An 18,654-nucleotide genomic window follows, 5' to 3' on the forward strand; every position below is an offset into this window, starting at 1 on the left:
CTGGGGTGCCTAATCGTCGAGTTGAGAAATAAATATCTGCTTCCGGTGCTGTTCGTTGCGTTGCATGCGGTGATACTCGATCCCATGCCGGTCTACCTCGACGATACGGGGTTCCTCGAGCTATACCGCAAGTTTAGCTGGGATGCATTCTCAGTCTTCAGTTACAACTTCGACACCTATAAGTTCTACCGGGTTTTGGGGTTCGACCTGAATTACCTGTATTACAGGTTTTTCGTCGAGCACTTTGATTTTGCTATACTGCTCATTTCGGTGCTGTACTTTGTCGTCCTAGATGGCTATATCCGTACCTTTGGCAGGATCTATACTGAAGAGACAGGAGATCAAAAAGATAGGAGTGATTTTCAACTACTGTGTTTGATATTGATGCTCTCCTTTCCGTTTTCCTACTACCTCATAATCTTTAGATACTCATTCATCGGGCTCGCATCGTACCTGTTCAATCTGCTAGCTATAAGGTATGTCTATGAATGTACATTCAGAAGGTCAGGACTGTTCCCAGCGTTCCTCGTCGCCGTAACCTATGTTGTGTCGCTGTATCTGTATGAGGCGACGCTTTTGATGCCACTGTACTACGCCGCAGCGAGTTTTCATCTGGTTGCGGCGAACAGAAAGTACAATCGAAACAGGGCGCTTGCCTGCCTTGCCCTCGTGTCACTTTGCCTGATGGCATATCTGCTAAGCCAGGTCTGGTTCATCCAGAACCAGCCAAAGCTGATGAAGGGAGCGGAGATTGTGGCAAACGGCAGCGCAGTGCTGGGCTTGGAAGAGCAACTCATCAGGAAGGCGATGAGCTTGATATACTCCTTCAAATGGGCCTTTTATTATTTCGGCGTGAACTTCAGAAGCTACGGCCCACTGCAACTGGCGACGATCCTTGCAATCCCCGTCGCCTGCACCGCGATCTTGTGGCGAGTACTGTCAAGGCTGAAGGCTTCCGTCGCCCGAAATACAGCACAGCAGATGGTGGACGGCGCGATCTTCTTCGGGTGCACATTCGGTCTTTGGTCCTATTACTGGATTTTCGGCAGCAGGTTTACGACTCCTCCGCTCTACGCCCTGTTCCTGCCGGCTCTAGGGTTGTCCCTGCTGGCGGTGGGACTGTTGCTCCGTCACGGGATGGAAGCTACTCGCAATGTTCTCCTGAGGGGGGGGATGTGCGGGGTTATACTGTTTTTCTTTACCGCGAACCTCATTTCTTTTCTCTCGGCGCGGATGAGCATTGAGCAGTCGCTCCGCGAGGCCCGCACTGTTGCAGCAAGGGTTGGCGAAATACTGAAAAGCGGCGAAGGTAGATACGACAGCCTCGTGATTACTAGACGGTCCAGGCGCGATGCCTATGCCCGGTACATCGCACACTTCGATTCCCACCTTAAATACTATCTTTCCAGGGCGGCTTCAGGGCACCCCGTGCGGATTGTGGTTGATGGCCGGGTCTTGTGCAACGGGCGTAGTGCCGCAGAAGGGACCGGGGAAGAACTGGTGGTAAGACTCGAGTACGATCCAGTGCATAACGGTCTGGTCCGACAGAAAGGTGATAGTAACTTTCGCACACCCGACAAGTCTGGCTCGGATCCGTGCCAGGTGTCCATGCTTGACTACGTCCTCTACTACGATGCTACGGCGGGGGGGATCGTTTTCCGTAGAGTGCCTAAGCAGTTCCCAGAAGCAAATGGGTAACGGGTAAGGTTGGAACTTCTTCTGTCCTTCGGTCGAGTTACCCGTGCCGTGATCAGTCATGGAGGGAAAAAATGAAATATTTTGTACATGATAAGGCGTTGGTTGAGTCTTCGAAGATAGGAAACAACACTCGTGTATGGGCTTTTGCCCACATACTACCGGGTGCCACGGTGGGGTCGGAATGCAACATCTGCGACAACGTGTTCATCGAAAATGACGTAGTTCTCGGCGAGAGGGTGACCGTCAAGTGCGGTGTGCAACTCTGGGATGGGGTGGTGCTTGAGGACGATGTCTTTGTCGGTCCCAACGCTACCTTTACCAACGACCTTTTCCCCCGCAGCAAAAAGTACCCTGAGCAATTCGCAAAGACCATAGTGCGCCAAGGGGCCTCCATAGGCGCGAATGCCACCATCCTCGCCGGAGTCTGCATCGGGAAGAACGCCATGGTGGGCGCTGGCGCCGTGGTCACGAAGAATGTCCCTCCCAACGCCATAGTCGTCGGCAACCCCGCTCGCATCCACGGTTACGTCACCAGTAAGCCCGCCGCCGCAAGTGTTCCTCAGAAGAGCCCATCCCAGATGCCGGAGGAATTCAAGAGCCTCACCGGCACGACGTTGCACCGAATGCCGATCATCACCGACATGCGTGGCAGCCTCTCCTCCGGCGAGTTGGCAAAGATGCTACCGTTCATACCTAAGCGGTATTTTCTCGTTTTTGACGTCCCCAATAAGGAGGTCCGGGGAGAGCACTCCCATAAACAGTTGCACCAGTTCCTAGTCTGCGTCAAGGGGGCATGCTCACTACTTGTAGACGATTCGGTTCACAGAGAGGAGATCCTGCTCAATTCCCCAAATATCGGAGCCCACATCCCTCCGATGGTCTGGGGGGTGCAGTACAACTTCTCCCCTGACGCGGTCCTTATGGTACTTGCCTCCGACGCATACGATCCCGATGACTACGTCAGAAACTACGACGATTTCTTGGCCATGAGGGGAGCAGTATGAGTTTGAGCATCCCATTTCTGAACCTCCGCTCCACCTACGATGAGTTAAGCGCCGAGATCGATCAGGCCTACCATAGGGTCATGGATTCCGGCTGGTACATTTTGGGCAACGAGGTCACCCTGTTTGAGCAGGAGTTCGCCGCCTACTGTGGCGCTGAACACTGCGTCGGCGTCGGTAACGGTTTGGATGCGTTGCACCTGATCATGAGAGCGATGGGGATTGGGGAGGGGGACGAGGTAATTGTTCCCGCTAACACCTATATTGCCACCATACTTGCTGTCATCTACACGGGTGCGACCCCTGTGCTGGTCGAACCGTCGCTAAATACCTACACCTTGAACCCGGCGCTGGTGGAGAAGGCGGTGACGAGCCGCACCAAAGCGATTCTTCCGGTGCATCTCTATGGTTTTCCAGCGGACATGGACCCCATCAACGCCATAGCCCGCGAACACAGTCTGAAGGTGATCGAGGACGCGGCTCAGGCTCACGGCACTAGCTACCGCGGACGGCGCGCCGGAACCCTCGGCGACGCAGCCGGTTTCAGTTTCTATCCAGGCAAGAACCTCGGTGCCTTCGGCGACGGCGGCGCAGTCGTCACCAACGACGGCGAGATCGCCGACCGGGTGCGGGTCTTGCGAAACTACGGATCGCGAGTCAAGTACCAGAACGAGACCATTGGCTACAACACCCGGCTGGACGAAATGCACGCCGCAGTGCTGCGAATCAAGCTGCGCAAGCTAGATGAGTGGAATGACAGGCGCAGGGCCCTTGCCGACTACTATCTGAATGGGCTAAAAGGGCTCGACCTCGTGCTGCCGGAGGTTCCCTCCTTCGGAGAACATATCTGGCATCTTTTCGTAGTGAGGAGCGCCGACCGGGACAACCTGCAGAAGAAGCTTGCCGCGGCTGGCATCGGCACCATGATCCATTACCCCATCCCGCCACATCTACAACCGGCCTGCGCCTACCTGGGCCTCTCCCAGGGGACGTTTCCGATCACTGAGGCCATCCATCGCGAAGTGCTAAGCCTGCCCATGGGGCCACATCTCCTGCAGTCGGAAGTCCAAAGCGTCATTGATACAGCGGGACGGTGCCTGTGAGAGCCCTCTACCGTCTGCTGCTTGTTTTACTCACTCGCATGCGCCACGCTTGGTATCGGCTCTGCCTGAGGTTCCAGACCACGGCGCTTAGGGGCGGACTAAACGTCGGCAAGAACGTTCTGCTGCAGGTCCCACTGCGCTGTGACGGATACGGCAAGGTATCCATTGGCGACGACACGGCCTTCGGCTCACGCCCCGCGCCTAAGGCAGGCAATGGCGAGGTGTTGATTCAGGCGCGCGCCGCCGAAGCCGTTATCCAGATCGGACGTAACGTCCTTTTCTCCAACAACATCTCGCTCATCTCCACGGTCGGGATAACCATCGGCGATGACTGCCTGGTAGGGGACAATCTGCTTGTGATGGATACCGACTTCCACGGCATTCACCCTGCCGAACGCAGGACCAGTCCCGGCACGTCGAGGCCGGTCACGGTCGGCAAGAACGTCTGGTTCGGAAGCAGGGTAATCGTGCAGAAAGGTGTCACCATCGGCGACAACTCGGTCATCGCCTCGCAGTCGGTAGTGACGCGCGACATTCCCCCAAACTCTGTGGCCGGGGGCAATCCCGCCAAAGTACTTAGGACCCTCGATGGCTGCTGAGACTGGGACTACAGCTGAAAAAAGGGGCTCCATCGGGCACATACTGAAGGCGTCCGCGGTCATGGGGAGTTCGGCTGTGGTCCAGATCGCCACAGGAATCCTGAAGAACAAGGTGGTGGCCCTGCTTCTGGGCCCTAGTGGGGTTGGCGCCTTCGCCCTGTTGCAATCCGTTCAGGCCACCGCTTCCACCGTTGCCGGTCTCGGGCTTAACTCAAGCGGCGTGCGCCAGATATCTGATGCCGAGGCAAAGGGGGGGGAGGGCGGCGTTGCGCTCTGCTACCTAGTCCTGAGGCGTCTTGCCATGGCGGCCGCAATCATCGGAGCGTTACTCATGCTCCTGCTTAGGACACCGATATCTAAGCTAGCGGGTTACGGAGGTCCCTCCGGCGCGACCACCATCGCCATTCTGGGAATCGGTGTATGGGCTACTACCGTTTCCGGCGCTCAGACCGCGCTCCTCAACGGGTTGCGCCGCATAGGAGACCTTGCCCGTGTCAACGGTATGGGCGCCATCATCGGCATGCTCGTTACCTTGGCAGCGCTGTGGCTCTTGAAAGAATCAGGCATCGTCGTCGCTGTCGTAGGCAGCTCGCTAGCCACGCTGCTGGTTTCCTGGTTTCTAAGCCGCAAGATCGAACTCCCGAACAGGGCGGTGCGCCGCGAAGAATTCCTGGCCCATTCGGAAAAGCTATTACGCCTCGGCGTAGTCTTCATGGGGTCCGCCGTCCTGACCGTCGGGTGCCAGTTCGTCGTCCGAGCGATTCTCGCTCGAAAACTTGGCATTGAGGCGACTGGACAGTTCCACGCTGCTTGGAACATATCCATGCTGTACGTGAGCTTCGCGCTGAACGCAATGGGGACGGACTTCTACCCGAGATTGACCGCCGTTGCGGACGACCACGCGCAGTCGCGCAGGATGGTGAACGAGCAGGGGGAGGTGGCGATCCTTCTCACCGCCCCGGTCATACTAGGTATGTTGACCTTCGCCCCCTTTGTAGTGGCTGCTCTTTATTCGAGCGCCTTCGGCGCCACGTCGGAGATCCTGCGCTGGCAGGTACTCGGCGACCTTTTCAAGATCGTGGCGTGGCCGATGGGGTTCGTCATGCTCGCCCAAGGGAGCTGCCGCGCCTTCCTCGTTGCCGAACTGTTCTGGAACGGCCTGTACCTGGCCCTGGTGGCTGCGGGCATCCCGTACTTTGGCGTCAGCGCGACAGGCATATCGTTCTTCATCTCGTACCTGTTGCTGTGCCTGCTGAATGGCTTCTTTGCCTACCGGCTTATCAAGTTCGTTCCCAGCAGGGCCAACGTTGCCAACATCTCGGTACTGTTCCTGCTGGCGTTGCTAGTCACCTTCCTGGTCAAAGACGGCTCTTCCGCCGGTTACCTAGCTGGCACCTTGATCACGACCGGCGTCGGAGCATCCTCATTGCTGCGCATAACCCGCTCGCTAGGAAGGAATCCCTTCAGCAGAAAGTAAGGACGCTGACGTCCAAACACGGAGCAAATGTGGCTATAGACTTAAATCTCAAAATCTCAGTGGTGATACCGACATACGGGCGGGCGCAGATGGTGAAACAGACGGTGCTCGCAGCACTCAACCAGGAGCTCGAACCGTTCGAGGTGATCGTGAGCGACGACTGCTCCCCTGACGATACGGTGCAGGTGCTAAGGGAGGTCTCAGCCCAGCACCCCCGGCTCAAACTGATCGAGAACGCTACCAATTCCGGAGGGGTACCCAACTGGAACAAAGTGATCGACGCGGCTCAGGGGGATTATATAGCCTATTGTTCAGACGACGATTATTTCCTGCCGTATCACCTGAAGACGGCAGTCGGCTTTCTTGAGGAAAACCGCGAGGTGGACATGGTGCATTCTGGTTTTTTCAACCTTACTGACACCTGCCGCCAATTTCCAATTGTCTCTTGCGCGCTGATCTCTGATCAGGTTTTCGTGATCAACGGCAGGAAAACTCTGCAGCACATCATTAAGCAGACGAGCTACCCCTTCCAACCCTCAACGTGGGTATTCAGAAGGACGCTGTGGGAGGCGGTCGGCCACTTCGATACGCGCTACTCGGTATCCGACACCGACTGGTTCATCCAGGCGGGGCTTTCGCACAGTATCGCATACCTTCCCGTCTGCACGGTCGTCAACAGACGTCATCCGGACAACTGGAGCAACAGGGTGGGGAGCATCAATATGAACCTGGAGTTTCACGACATGATGCGCCGAGCGCTGCAATGCTGCGCGCAGAGGGATGAAGCAGGCCTTGGGTGGCTGGTCTGGCAGTGGAAGCTGACTGAGTTTGTCAAATTCTTACGCATCTATGTCGCCCGCTCACGCGCCGGGATGTTCGACGTGTCGGAACACTGTGCCGATGTGCTGTGGGACTTCATGCTTTCGGGCCGGCGCACAAACCCTTACCCGCTGTACGCCGCCTTTACTAAGCGTTGCAGCCGGATATTGCGCAGGGTTCAGTTGCTGCTGCCCGGGGGGGAACAAAAGTATCTCGGTTCCGGAACGGACTGTCCAGGCTGATGGAGTCTGCTATGCACTGCAAATACATTATCAAGACGTCGGGTAAATAGATGGCAAGAACAAGATACATTCGGAAGAGAGAACAAGCAGGAGAGCACGAGGCGGTTATTGACGCCACCGACCGCAGCCCGGCAGGACATGTCTTCTGCTTCGAGCCGTCGAGGCGACTTAAGGACCTCTTCTGCGTGGCACGAGAAAGACTGATGTCCCCACTGCTTAAGAGTAGGTACCCTGAGGCTTGTGGCAGCTTCCAGGTTTTTGCCAAGGAGTGGAGCGTATCGCTGCAGCGGCAGCGTTCCTTTTGCTCAAGGACGCTCGGCGGACTCGGGGATAAGACCGTCCTTGTCCTTGGCTGCGGCTTTGGGGACGATGCTGTCGCTTGGTTCCCTCATCGCCCGGGCAGGGTCATTGGGGTGGACATAGTCAACTATCAGAGATGCTGGGACGAGGCAATCGCAAAGTTCTCGAACGGGTGCACCAGCATCACGTTCCTGCAGCGCGACCTGGTGGGGGAGGACTGGAGCTTCATCGGGCAGGAAGGCGTAGACGTCATCTTCAGCTATGCCGTCCTTGAGCACATCTCTGACCTGTCACAGATGGCTCGCCGCGCCTTTGACGCCCTTAAACCGGGCGGGCTTTTCGTCGCCACCTATGGTCCTCTCTGGTACGGTCCCAACGGCGATCACACGTTCCCGCTGGCGGAAGACGACTACTATAACCACTTGATGCTGGATGACACTGAGTACGACAGATACATTGACCGGACCATGAGCGAATGGAAGCACCATGAGCACGGCTGCGAGGGCCCCTTCCTGCTGGAAAGGGGGTATTTTTCCTTTCTGCGCCCTGAAGAGTACCTGCGCATCTTCGTCGAGGCCGGTTACGAGATTTGCAATTCGCATCTGAACATATCCACTGCGGCTGAGCGGTATTTTGACAAGCACCCGGAGCGCCTTCCCTACCTGAAGGAACGCTATGGCCTGAATACGCTGGATCTCTATGCCAACGGCAGCGTCATCATCTTGAGGAAATCCTGACATGTGTGGCATCTTTGGAGCACTATCGCCGCAGTCCGCCCCGGTGGAGCAACTGTACGAGAAGATTGCCAGCCTCGCCCACCGCGGTCCCGATGACTCAGGATGCTGGGTCTCACCGGACCGGACCGTCGTCCTCGGCCACCGTCGGCTCTCTATCCTGGACTTGTCTCAAGCTGGACACCAGCCCATGGCCAGTTCGTGCGGCCGCTACCACATAGTCTTTAACGGTGAGATCTACAACTACCTTGAGATCAGGGACGAACTGGCCGCACTGGGATTCCTTTTTTCTGGCAGCGGCGATACCGAGGTCGTCCTCGCCTCCTACCGCCAGTGGGGCGCGGACTGTCTGGGGCGCTTTAATGGCATGTTCGCTCTGGCCATTTGGGATGAGGGAGATGTCGCCAACCAGCCCCGTCTGTTCATGGCGCGAGACCGGGCGGGGAAGAAGCCGTTTTATTACGTCCACGATGGGCGTTCGTTACGCTTCGCTTCCGAATTGAAGGCGCTTGGCCCGGGAAAGAGTGTCGACCTGCGCGCGCTGAATTTCTACCTCGCCTTGGGCTACGTACCCGACACGCTCTGCATCGCTGCCGGGGCTAAAAAGCTTCCCCCCGCCCATGCCGGCTACTTCCTCCCCGAAAGCGGGGAGCTTGAGACCTGGCGCTATTGGAGCCTGCCCCAGAACCTCCCTGACCCGGGCCGCGGGTGCGAAGATCTCGCGGACGAGGCGGAGAGCCTGCTGCGGGATTCGGTTGCCATGCGTCTGCGCAGCGACGTGCCCGTGGGGGTGTTGCTATCGGGGGGGTTAGACTCGAGTCTGGTGGTGGCAGCCGCCGCTCAGGCCTCGACCACGCCGATCAAGACCTTCACCGTTTCGTTCCCCGGCACCCGCTACGACGAGGCAGGATACGCCGCCATCGTGGCGCGCCACTTCGGGACCGAGCACCACGTGCTGGAGGTCCCCCAGCCATCGTTGGGGACCCTAGACGCTTTCTCTCCCTTAATAGACGAGCCACTTGCCGACTCTTCGCTTCTGCCTGCTTTCATGGTCTCCCGGTTAACCGTGCAGCACGTAAAGGTGGCGCTTGGTGGCGACGGCGGCGACGAACTTTTCGGCGGCTACGCCGACTACACCATGGCAGCTGCGGACCAGCGCTGTCTGGGCTGGATACCGAAGCCGCTGCTGTTGGCGGCGGGCCGTGCGGCGGGAGCACTGCCCGCCGGGGTCAAGGGGCGCAACCGCCTCTTTGCCCTGCAGGGTGGGGCGTACGAGTCCATGATATGGGGAAGCCCTTATTTCGACCTCTCGCTGCGCCGTCGCATCTTGGCCTCGGAGCAGGTTCAGGCCCTTGGTGAACAGTTGGATGAGCCGGAGCGTTGGCTGATGTCGCTGTTCCGGACCGGCCGCGACCCTCTTGACTGCATGACCAGAACCCATTTCGGAGGCATTTTGCCGGACGACTTCCTGGTGAAGGTGGATCGAGCGAGCATGGCGGTGAGCCTAGAGCTTCGCGCCCCGCTCCTTGACTACCGGCTGGTCGAGTTCGCCTTCGGCAGGTTGCCTTCCCATTGGAAGGTACAGGGGCAGGAAAGTCGCCGGCTCCAGAAGGTGCTAGGCCGTCGCATGCTCCCCCCCCAGCTCGACATCAACAGAAAACAGGGATTCTCCATACCTTTGGACAGCTGGCTGCGCAGTTCCCGGGGGGGCGAGGTCGAGGAAATGCGCCGCTGGTTACCGGACTGCATCGTACAGGACGAGGTTGCGAGGCTCATCGCCGGGCATCTGAAAGGGCGTGCTAACGGCTCGCGCCTCTTCGCATTGATGATGCTTGCCTTGTCACAAAAAAATAGCCAGGAGAATTAGCTTTGACTAATAGACCACTGATAACCGTTTGTATTCCGGCATACAATCGCGCCCATGTTCTCGAAGCCCTGCTCGATTCAATCCTGTGTCAGTCTTTCGATGACTTTGAGGTTCTCATCTGCGAGGACGGTTCTCCAGAGCGTGAGGCCATCCGGTCCATCGCCAGGCGCTACGCCGAGAGCTCGATCATTCCGGTCCGTTACCAGGAGAACGTCCGAAACCTTGGCTACGACGGCAATTTGCGCAACCTGATCGAGCAGGCCAACGGTCAATACTGTTTTTTCATGGGGAATGACGACCTGATGTGCCCCGGGGCGCTCTCCAAGGTAGCTTCCGCAGTGTCCCGGTACGAGGAGGTGGGAGTTGTGCTGCGTACTTATGCCGCGTTCGACGGCGAGCCGGAAAACGTGGTGCAGACCTTCCGTTACTTCGATCGCGAGCTGTTCTTTCCCGCCGGCAGTCGGACCATCTCCACCATCTACCGCCGTGCCGTGGTCATTCCCGGCTTGGTGATCCACAGGGATGCCGCGCGCAGCTGGTCGACTGACCGCTTCGACGGCACGCTCCTGTACCAGCTCTACCTAGTTGCCAACATCCTTGCGGACATGAACGCTGTTTACCTACCGGACGTGACTGTCCTCTACCGTAATGGCGGTACCCCCGATTTCGGCAACAGCGCCGCCGAGCGAAATAAGTTTCAGCCCAAGGAGCAGACACCCGAGTCGTCGGTCCATTTCATGAAAGGAATGCTGGAGATCGCGCGGTTCGTCGAGCAGCAGCGGCGGATTCCCATCTACAATTTCATTTTACGCGACATTGCCAACTACTGCTATCCGATCCTCGCCATCCAGGCGCAGCGTCCGCTACCAGTGTTCCTGAACTACGCCGTGTCCCTTGGGCGGCTCGGATTCGCCCGCCATCCTATGTTTCACCTATGGTTTCTAGCGCTGCTGCTGCTCGGAAGCCGTAGGAGCGCGATCATCATCTGTTGGATCAAGGAAAAACTCGGTCGCACCCCAACCATTGGGACGGTGTACCAAGGGGAGGTGCGGTGAGAATCCTAGTAGCCGGCGACTGGCACTCGGACCTGCACGAGGAGGCGGTCTACCGTGCCTTTGCCGCACTCGGGCACGAGCCGTACCGCTTTTCTTGGCATCAGTACTTCAAAGGGGCAGGTACAGGTCTTATAGGACAGTTCACCGGCGTCGCTGGGAGGATCCAGAACCGGCTCATAGCAGGGCCCCTGATCTCCCGACTGAACCTTGACTTCATCGCTGCGGTTCTTGAAGTGCGCCCCGAGTTGATCTTCGTCTACCGCGGCACGCACATCTCCAAGGATGCGCTCAAGACGATCAAAGAAGGGCTCCCGGGGACGGTGCTCGTGGGGTACAACAACGACGATCCCTTCGCCCAGGGACACTCCCGGCTGCTATGGCGGCATTTTCTGGCCGCGGTGCCAGCCTACGACCTGATGCTTGCCTACCGGTTGCACAATCTGGAGGACTTCAGACGGGCAGGTGCGCGCCGGGTTGAGTTGCTCCGGTCCTGGTATATCCCGGAGCGGAACAGGCCAGTTAAGCTGACCTCTCACGAGGCCGAGCAGTTCTCCAGCGATGTGGTTTTTGCCGGGCATTACGAGGCGGACGGCCGCGACCTTTTGTTGGAAGGGATCGTTCACGAGGAGGGGGTGCGTTTCCGGCTCTTCGGCCCAGAGTGGCAGCACGTGGTCAAGCGCTCGCCGGTTTTGGCGCGCCTTGCACCGATAGTGCCGCTGCTAGGCGATGAATATAACAAGGCCCTCTGCGGGGCGAAGATCGCACTCTGCCTCCTCTCGAAGCTGAATCGTGACACGTATACTAGGCGATGTTTTGAGATTCCGGCAGCCGGGACGTTCATGCTCGCCGAGCATTCCGACGACTTGGGTGCGCTGTTTCGGGAGGGGAAGGAGGCAGAGTTCTTTCGTTCTACCGGCGAACTTATTGAGAAGATCAGGCACTACCTGCGACACGATGCTGAGCGGGAGGCCGTGGCTGCGGCGGGGAGGGCACGCGTGGTCGCGGATGGCCACGACGTGGTATCGCGCATGCGAACCCTCCTGGCAAAAATCTGACGTAGCAATGAAGGGGAAATATGGCGTCTTTAGATCACGAATCCGCTCTTATGCGTCTTTTCAGAAAAATCAACCAAGACAGGTTCGCTTGGCCGCTTCGGCGGCTGCATTGCCCTGTCCCGGATGACGCGCTGGTCCTTGAGGTCGGCTCCGGCGGCAACCCCTACTTCAGGAGTAATATCTTGCTGGATGCCTACCAGGAGACGCAGGAGCGGCACTGGGTGCCGCTGGTCGTGGACCGTCCGACCGTTTTGGGGTTTGTTGAGCACCTCCCTTTCAAGGACAAGGCGTTCGACTTTGTCATCGCTTCCCATGTCCTCGAGCACTCAACCGACCCGGCTCGCTTCCTGTCGGAACTTCAGCGCGTGGCTAAGGCAGGATACATTGAGGTCCCCGACGCCTTCATGGAAAGGATCAACCCGTACCGTGACCATCGCCTCGAGATAACGGTTAGGAGCGGAAAGCTTATCATCCGCAAGAAGCCCGACTGGCGCTCAGACCCTGAGTTGGTCGAACTCTATGAGCACAGGGTGAAAGCCGTCGTCACCCGCCAAACCATGCCCCACAGCCCGTTTGACTTCCACGTCAGGTTCTACTGGAAGGACACGATCGACTTCGAGGTTCTCAACGAAGAGGTCTCCTTGGACTGGGAACCGCCTCAGGGTGGGCAGCGCGCTCCCCAACGGTTGGGGGTGCGGCATCATGCCGGGCAGCTCGCTCTGAAGTTTGCCCGGAACTTCCTGTCACAGAAGAAAAGGAATGGCTCTATCGAGCTGATGCGGCTTCTCGCTTGTCCCACCTGTGGCGGCACAATCAAGAAGGAGGGTGGGAAAGAATTGATCTGTGCCAGTTGCTCCGCGCGCTACCAGGTTAAGCAGGAAATCCCCCACATGTACCAATCGGCTCAAACTGCGATATGAACGACGGCTCGCATCTCTACCTGCTGCTTTGCACCAACGCCCTCGTCTGGCTGCTTCCCCCCTTGCTGCACAAGGGCTTGGACCGATATTACTTGCTGATCATGGCCTCCATCTTCTCGGCAAGCTACTGGACCTACCTTCCGGTCCATTACTACTTCGGCTTCAACTTCTCGGGGGACATCGTTCAGGAGTTCATTCCCCAAGTGCTGGTGTACTCGATATTAGCCGCGCTTTCCTTCCACGGAGGCGCCCTTTTGCTCGCCGAAAGGAAGACGAAAAAGGAGATTCAAAAGCTACGGCCGCGGCTGGGCAATCCGCTGCAAGGCATCCCCCCGATGCCTCTCATCGCACTCGCCATCAGGATCGCATCCTGCGTGATGATGCTATATTCATACGTTTGCGCGATAAGGCAGATCGGAATTGGGACGAGAGTGCAGTTCATGGAGGACGTGGCGCCGCTTTGGTATACGACGCTACTTCCCCTCAACATGGTCCTTTTAAGCATGCTCATTCTCTACGATTTTAAAAGGCCACTTCGGCGCATGAATTGGAGAATCAATCTCACGCTATTACTGGTCCTCCTGCACATCGTTCTGGTAGGCTTCGACGGGTCTAGAAGGCTTGCTCTCCCGCCTGTGCTGATCCTCGGTGTGGTCACCTTTTTCTCATGGGCCAGTGGCGAGGCCAGAATGCTTCTCGTGCGGCGCATGATCTGGTGCATCGTGCTGCTGTTCCTACTCTCTAGCCTGCTTGGCATGAACCGCGATTTCTACGTCGGATGGCAGATGTTCGCCGTGAGCTTCTCGCTCTTGGTCGACTACTTCCCGAACGTGGTCTCCATGGTGATCTCCCCGATGTCGACCTTGCACGTGAATACAGAGATGGCGGACTACATAGCCTCAAGCGGCATACAGGGTTTTTCCTACTATGTGAAGGCAGTTGGTAACACTTTGTTCCCCCGCTTCCTGTTCGGCCGCTATTTTTTCGGCGAACCGCTGGTGGTTGTACTTCACGAGAGGTTCGGCTGGTACGGCCAGGACTTCGGCTTCCTGGCGGAGGCGATCTACTCGGGAGGGATGCCCGCGGTGGCGTTCATGCACCTATGCTACGGCGTGGTCGTCGCCAAGGTCCTGAACGGGATAGCGAAAGGGAAGACAATTTTCTCCGTGCTCGGCATCGGTATCCTCTTCGGTGCGTTAAACTCCCTTCGTTCCGATTTCATGAACCTCCTGAAGGCTACCCTATACCCAGCGATTGCGCTTTACCTTGTCCTCTTTCTGTTCCAGAAGTTCAAGGTTGCCCGCACCGCCAAACCCCGACAGGAGGTGAGCGCGTGATTGTCGTCGGCGTGGATGCCTCGAATATTAGGGCCGGGGGCGGGATAACGCATCTGGGGCAGCTTTTGGCCGCCGCAGACCTAGAGGCGCTCGGGGTGCGGGTGCTGGTCTGGGGCGGGGCCTACACGCTGGGGTGCCTACCGGACCGTAGCAGGTTGGAGAAGCTGCACGTGCAGCTTCTGGACCGGACACTGCCGGTACGGATGGCGTGGCAGCGGTGGATGCTTCCCCGCTGCCTGGCACAGCATTCATGCGACGTACTTTTTTCCCCCGGAGGAACGCTCCCGACGGCGCCCGGGCTCCCCTGCGTCGTGATGTCCCAGAACCTCCTCCCATTCGAGCCAGCGGAAGCGCGCCGCTTCGGCGCCAGTTTCATGAGAGTGAAGATGCTGCTTTTGCGTGCCAGCCAAAAGCGCTCCTTCGAGCAGGCCCAAGGCACCATCTTCCTGACCCGCTACGCGCACGATACGGTACGGGCCCAACTTGACAGGGCACCGGGGAAGGTTGCCATCATACCTCACGGCATAGAGGAGCGTTTCTTCGGGGGGCTGAAATGCAGGGGGGAAAGTTTTTCGCCGTCGCGCCCCTTACGCCTGCTCTACGTTTCCATTGTGGACGTCTACAAGCACCAGTGGCATGTGGCCGAAGCGGTAGCCGCGCTCCGCCTCAAAGGGGTGCCTCTGTGGGTCGAGTTCGTCGGTCCCTGCTACCGTCCGGCCGGCAAGCGACTCGCCGACGCCATTAGACGTCTCGATCCCGCAGGGGAGTTCCTCAAATACACGGGGCCGCTCTCGTTCGAGCGGTTGGAGGAGAAGTATCAGAAAGCTGATGCCTTCGTCTTCGCCTCCAGCTGTGAAAACCTCCCTAATATCCTTCTAGAGGCGATGGCTACGGGGCTTCCCATCGCCTGCTCCGGCAGCGGACCGATGCCGGAGGTCCTCGGGGAAGGGGGGGTCTATTTCAACCCGGAGAGGCCCGAGGAGATCGCACAGGCGATCATGCGTCTTTATCAGGACGGGGCACTGCGGACACGCCTCGCGCTGCAGGCCCGTCAAGCGGCTCGATCATTTTCCTGGGAGCGTTGCGCCCGGGAGACTTTTTCGTTTATCGCGCAGGTAGCCTGTGGTAACGGGCGGTAGGCAAATTTTCTGCAAAGGGGGAGTACATGTTTTCTGGCAAGACCCTGCTCATCACCGGCGGCACCGGATCCTTTGGGAACGCAGTGCTACGACGCTTTCTGCACACCGACATCAAAGAGATCCGCGTTTTCAGCCGCGACGAGAAAAAGCAGGAGGACATGCGCATCGGGCTGAACAACGGCAAGGTGAAGTTCTATATCGGCGACGTGCGTGCCTTTGATGGTATTAACGCTGCTTTGCATGGAGTCGACTTCGTGTTTCATGCCGCGGCTCTTAAGCAGGTTCCTTCCTGCGAGTTTTACCCGATGGAGGCGGTACGGACCAACGTGCTGGGGACCGAAAACGTCCTCAATGCCGCGCTGCAAAGCGGGGTGAAGAAGGTCATCACCCTCAGCACCGATAAGGCGGTCTACCCCATCAACGCCATGGGTATCTCCAAAGCGATGATGGAGAAACTCATGGTCGCCAAGGCGCGCATGACCGACGTGAGCAGGACGATATTTTCCGGCACGCGCTACGGCAACGTGATGGCTTCCCGTGGCTCCGTCATCCCGCTTTTCGTGAAGCAGATAAAAGAGGGCAAGCCACTCACCGTTACCGATCCCAATATGACCCGGTTCCTGATGTCCCTTGACGATGCTGTCGACCTTGTCCTCTACGGTTTCAGCAATGCCAGGCAAGGGGACATATTCGTGCAAAAGGCACCCGCCTCCACCATACTGGACCTGGCAGTGGCGGTGAAGGAGTTGTTCGACGCGAACAACGAAATCCGCATCATCGGCACGAGGCACGGAGAGAAGTTGTACGAGACCCTGCTCACGCGCGAGGAACTTGCCAAGGCCGAAGACATGGGTGACTACTTCAGGATTCTTCCTGATGACAGGGACCTGAACTACGGCAAGTACTTCACCGAAGGCGAGGAGAAGGTGTCAACCATCGACGACTACAACTCCCACAACACCCAGAGGTTGTCCGTGGCAGAGATCAAGGAAAAGCTCTTGAAGCTCGACTACATTCGCGGCGAACTGGAGGGGAGGGCATGAGGAAGGTCCTCATCACCGGATCGAATGGCTTCATCGGCAAGAACCTCGCGGCTTCCCTGGCACACCTGGAGGGAGTCGAGGTTCACGGGGTTGATGTGGAGTGCGAGCAGGAGAGCCTCACCGAGCTGGTTGTCGAAGCCGACTTCATCTTCCATCTCGCCGGAGTAAACCGCCCGCAGCAGGTGGAGGAGTTCGCCATCGGAAACACCGGCAGCACCGAGGGTGTGGTAGCCATCCTGAAGAGACACGGCAGGAAAACACCGCTTCTCATCTCATCCTCCATCCAAGCGGCGCAGGACAACCCCTACGGCGTCAGCAAGCGCCGCGCGGAGGAGGTGGTCGCAGCCTACGGCCGCGACACCGGGGCCCGCGTGTACCTGTACCGGCTCCCTAACGTCTTCGGGAAGTGGTGCCGCCCCAACTACAACAGCGCGGTCGCCACCTTCTGCCACAACATCGCGAACGACCTCCCCATTCAGGTCAACGACCCGTCGGTAGTCATGAATCTCGTCTACGTGGACGATGTGGTGCGCGCCTTTGCCGCAGACCTGAACGGCCGTCTTCCGGCAGCGGAGGGGTTTTGCAAGGTGGAGCCGGTCCATACGGCGCAACTCGGCGAAATCGCCGATATGATCGGTTCGTTCAAGCGGAGCCGTGAGGAAAGGAGCATCCCCAACCTCGCCGACCAGCTGTCAAAGAAGCTCTACAGCACCTACCTGAGCTTCTTGCCTACCGATCGCTTCAGCTATCCGTTGAAGATGAATGTCGATGACCGGGGCTCCTTCACCGAATTCATCAAAACCGCGGACAGGGGACAGGTCTCGGTCAATATCTCCAGGCCGGGGATTACCAAGGGGAACCACTGGCACCACACCAAGAACGAGAAGTTCCTGGTTGTGAGCGGCGAAGGGGTGATCCGCTTCCGCAAGGTCGGCACCGAAGAGATCATCGAGTACCCGGTGAGCGGGGCCAAGCTGGAGGTGGTCGACATCCCCACCGGTTACACTCACAACATCAGCAACATCGGCGCCAACGAAATGGTGACCGTGATGTGGTGCAACGAGCTGTTCGACCCGGAGCGGCCCGATACTTATTTCGAAACTGTGGAGTGTGGTGCATGAAAAAGATCAGAGTAATGACGGTCGTCGGCACGAGGCCTGAGATCATACGCCTTTCCCGCGTTATGGCGAAGCTGGACCAGCATGCCGATCACATATTGGTGCACACCGGGCAAAACTATGACTATGAGCTGAACGAGATCTTCTTTCACGACTTGGGTGTCAGAAAGCCTGACCATTTCCTGGATGCGGCCGGTGCCAACGCCGCGGAGACTATCGGTCAGCTGATCATAAAGGTGGACCAGGTACTAGAGAAGGAGAAGCCTGAAGCGCTCCTGGTCCTCGGGGACACGAACAGCTGCCTCGCCGCGCTGCCGGCCAAGCGGCGCAAGATCCCGATCTTTCACATGGAGGCGGGCAACCGCTGCTTTGATCAGAGGGTGCCGGAGGAGACCAACCGCAAGATAGTTGACCACATCTCCGACATCAATATGACTTACAGCTCTATAGCGCGCGAGTACCTTTTGCGCGAGGGACTGCCGCCGGACCGGATCATCAAAACCGGGAGCCCGATGTTCGAGGTGCTGAATTCCTACATGCAAAAGATTGATGCCTCCGACGTTCTCACCCGGCTGGGACTTGCTCGCGGCGACTACTTCGTGGTCAGCGCCCACCGCGAAGAGAACGTTGATTCTGAGGTGAACCTCGTCAAATTGGCTGCCATCCTGAACGGCATTGCCGAGCGCTACGGGAAAAGGGTTATAGTCTCTACCCATCCCAGGACCCGCAAACGTTTCGAGGAGAAGGGGCTTTCCTTCCACGAGAAGGTGGAGCTCCTGAAGCCGCTCGGCTTCTCGGACTACGTCCACCTGCAAAAGCACGCCTTCGCCGTCCTCTCTGACAGCGGCACCATCACTGAGGAGTCATCCATCCTCAATTTCCCGGCTCTGAATATTCGCGAGGCGCACGAGCGCCCCGAGGGGATGGAGGAGGCATCGGTGATGATGACCGGGCTGGAACCGGACCGGGTGCTGCAGGGGCTGGAGATCCTGCAGAGCCAGGAGCGGGGTGAGGTCAGAAGCCTGCGCCCGGTGTTCGACTACTCCATGCCCAACGTGTCCGACAAGGTGTTGCGCATCATCATCAGCTACACCGACTACGTGAACCGGGTGGTGTGGCGCAAGGAGCTGAAGTAACGAACGGGTGA

General features: G+C 58.1%; 16 protein-coding genes. All 16 read left to right on the forward strand.

Annotated elements, in window-relative coordinates:
* Positions 1-84 precede the first annotated feature (84 nt).
* The 16 genes from GBEM_RS08080 to wecB all read left to right on the forward strand — a co-directional run bounded on the left by GBEM_RS08080 (position 85) and on the right by wecB (position 18,643).
* Positions 85-1,698, forward strand: a complete 1,614-nt coding sequence (locus GBEM_RS08080) for a hypothetical protein (protein WP_012530042.1) — start codon at positions 85-87, stop codon at positions 1,696-1,698.
* 71 nt (positions 1,699-1,769) lie between these two features.
* Positions 1,770-2,702 carry a WxcM-like domain-containing protein gene (locus GBEM_RS21935; RefSeq protein WP_012530043.1) on the forward strand — a complete coding sequence of 311 codons (933 nt, stop codon included), beginning with the start codon at positions 1,770-1,772 and terminating at the stop codon, positions 2,700-2,702.
* Positions 2,699-3,802, forward strand: a complete 1,104-nt coding sequence (locus tag GBEM_RS08090) for a DegT/DnrJ/EryC1/StrS family aminotransferase (RefSeq protein ID WP_012530044.1) — start codon at positions 2,699-2,701, stop codon at positions 3,800-3,802. Before GBEM_RS21935 ends, GBEM_RS08090 begins: the two co-directional genes overlap by 4 nt.
* Complete coding sequence (locus GBEM_RS20335) at positions 3,799-4,401, forward strand: acyltransferase (RefSeq protein ID WP_012530045.1); 603 nt, start codon at positions 3,799-3,801, stop codon at positions 4,399-4,401. The genes GBEM_RS08090 and GBEM_RS20335 overlap by 4 nt, the downstream gene beginning before the upstream one ends.
* The gene (locus tag GBEM_RS08100) at positions 4,391-5,878 is read left to right on the forward strand and encodes an O-antigen translocase (protein WP_012530046.1); all 1,488 of its coding nucleotides are present in this window, start codon (positions 4,391-4,393) and stop codon (positions 5,876-5,878) included. Before GBEM_RS20335 ends, GBEM_RS08100 begins: the two co-directional genes overlap by 11 nt.
* A gap of 62 nt (positions 5,879-5,940) precedes the next feature.
* Complete coding sequence (locus GBEM_RS08105) at positions 5,941-6,939, forward strand: glycosyltransferase family 2 protein (RefSeq protein ID WP_226373966.1); 999 nt, start codon at positions 5,941-5,943, stop codon at positions 6,937-6,939.
* Between the two features lie 203 nt (positions 6,940-7,142).
* Positions 7,143-7,976 carry a class I SAM-dependent methyltransferase gene (locus GBEM_RS20655; RefSeq protein WP_012530048.1) on the forward strand — a complete coding sequence of 278 codons (834 nt, stop codon included), beginning with the start codon at positions 7,143-7,145 and terminating at the stop codon, positions 7,974-7,976.
* Position 7,977: 1 nt separating this feature from the next.
* A complete protein-coding gene (gene asnB / locus GBEM_RS08115; RefSeq protein WP_012530049.1) occupies positions 7,978-9,840 on the forward strand; it encodes an asparagine synthase (glutamine-hydrolyzing) in 1,863 nt (620 codons plus the stop codon).
* A gap of 2 nt (positions 9,841-9,842) precedes the next feature.
* Entirely contained in the window at positions 9,843-10,895 is a 1,053-nt protein-coding gene (locus GBEM_RS20340) for a glycosyltransferase family 2 protein (protein ID WP_012530050.1), read from the forward strand.
* Positions 10,892-11,950 carry a CgeB family protein gene (locus GBEM_RS08125; protein ID WP_012530051.1) on the forward strand — a complete coding sequence of 353 codons (1,059 nt, stop codon included), beginning with the start codon at positions 10,892-10,894 and terminating at the stop codon, positions 11,948-11,950. The genes GBEM_RS20340 and GBEM_RS08125 overlap by 4 nt, the downstream gene beginning before the upstream one ends.
* 182 nt (positions 11,951-12,132) lie before the next feature.
* Positions 12,133-12,870 (forward strand): methyltransferase domain-containing protein, encoded by a 738-nt coding sequence (locus tag GBEM_RS20345; RefSeq protein ID WP_201764289.1) that lies wholly within the window; start codon positions 12,133-12,135, stop codon positions 12,868-12,870.
* On the forward strand, positions 12,867-14,207 hold the full coding sequence (locus tag GBEM_RS21445; RefSeq protein ID WP_012530053.1) for a hypothetical protein: 1,341 nt from the start codon (positions 12,867-12,869) through the stop codon (positions 14,205-14,207). Before GBEM_RS20345 ends, GBEM_RS21445 begins: the two co-directional genes overlap by 4 nt.
* Complete coding sequence (locus GBEM_RS08140) at positions 14,204-15,346, forward strand: glycosyltransferase family 4 protein (protein WP_012530054.1); 1,143 nt, start codon at positions 14,204-14,206, stop codon at positions 15,344-15,346. Before GBEM_RS21445 ends, GBEM_RS08140 begins: the two co-directional genes overlap by 4 nt.
* A 26-nt stretch (positions 15,347-15,372) precedes the next feature.
* Positions 15,373-16,389: a polysaccharide biosynthesis protein gene (locus tag GBEM_RS08145; protein WP_012530055.1), complete on the forward strand. Its 1,017-nt coding sequence runs from the start codon at positions 15,373-15,375 to the stop codon at positions 16,387-16,389.
* Complete coding sequence (locus GBEM_RS08150) at positions 16,386-17,510, forward strand: polysaccharide biosynthesis C-terminal domain-containing protein (protein WP_012530056.1); 1,125 nt, start codon at positions 16,386-16,388, stop codon at positions 17,508-17,510. Before GBEM_RS08145 ends, GBEM_RS08150 begins: the two co-directional genes overlap by 4 nt.
* Positions 17,507-18,643: a non-hydrolyzing UDP-N-acetylglucosamine 2-epimerase gene (gene wecB / locus GBEM_RS08155; RefSeq protein WP_012530057.1), complete on the forward strand. Its 1,137-nt coding sequence runs from the start codon at positions 17,507-17,509 to the stop codon at positions 18,641-18,643. The genes GBEM_RS08150 and wecB overlap by 4 nt, the downstream gene beginning before the upstream one ends.
* Positions 18,644-18,654 lie beyond the last annotated feature (11 nt).

The organism is Citrifermentans bemidjiense Bem (assembly GCF_000020725.1).
In the GTDB taxonomy this organism is placed as follows: Bacteria; Desulfobacterota; Desulfuromonadia; order Geobacterales; family Geobacteraceae; genus Geomonas; species Geomonas bemidjiensis.

Excerpts from the sequence above, each read along its gene's own strand:
- GBEM_RS21935 (WP_012530043.1), top strand. The coding sequence starts at position 1,770 with ATGAAATATTTTGTACATGATAAGGCGTTGGTTGAGTCTTCGAAGATA.
- asnB (WP_012530049.1), top strand. The coding sequence starts at position 7,978 with ATGTGTGGCATCTTTGGAGCACTATCGCCGCAGTCCGCCCCGGTGGAG.
- GBEM_RS20655 (WP_012530048.1), top strand. The coding sequence starts at position 7,143 with ATGTCCCCACTGCTTAAGAGTAGGTACCCTGAGGCTTGTGGCAGCTTC.
- GBEM_RS21445 (WP_012530053.1), top strand. The coding sequence starts at position 12,867 with ATGAACGACGGCTCGCATCTCTACCTGCTGCTTTGCACCAACGCCCTC.
- GBEM_RS08150 (WP_012530056.1), top strand. The coding sequence starts at position 16,386 with ATGAGGAAGGTCCTCATCACCGGATCGAATGGCTTCATCGGCAAGAAC.
- GBEM_RS08145 (WP_012530055.1), top strand. The coding sequence starts at position 15,373 with ATGTTTTCTGGCAAGACCCTGCTCATCACCGGCGGCACCGGATCCTTT.
- wecB (WP_012530057.1), top strand. The coding sequence starts at position 17,507 with ATGAAAAAGATCAGAGTAATGACGGTCGTCGGCACGAGGCCTGAGATC.
- GBEM_RS08080 (WP_012530042.1), top strand. The coding sequence starts at position 85 with ATGCCGGTCTACCTCGACGATACGGGGTTCCTCGAGCTATACCGCAAG.
- GBEM_RS08100 (WP_012530046.1), top strand. The coding sequence starts at position 4,391 with ATGGCTGCTGAGACTGGGACTACAGCTGAAAAAAGGGGCTCCATCGGG.
- GBEM_RS08090 (WP_012530044.1), top strand. The coding sequence starts at position 2,699 with ATGAGTTTGAGCATCCCATTTCTGAACCTCCGCTCCACCTACGATGAG.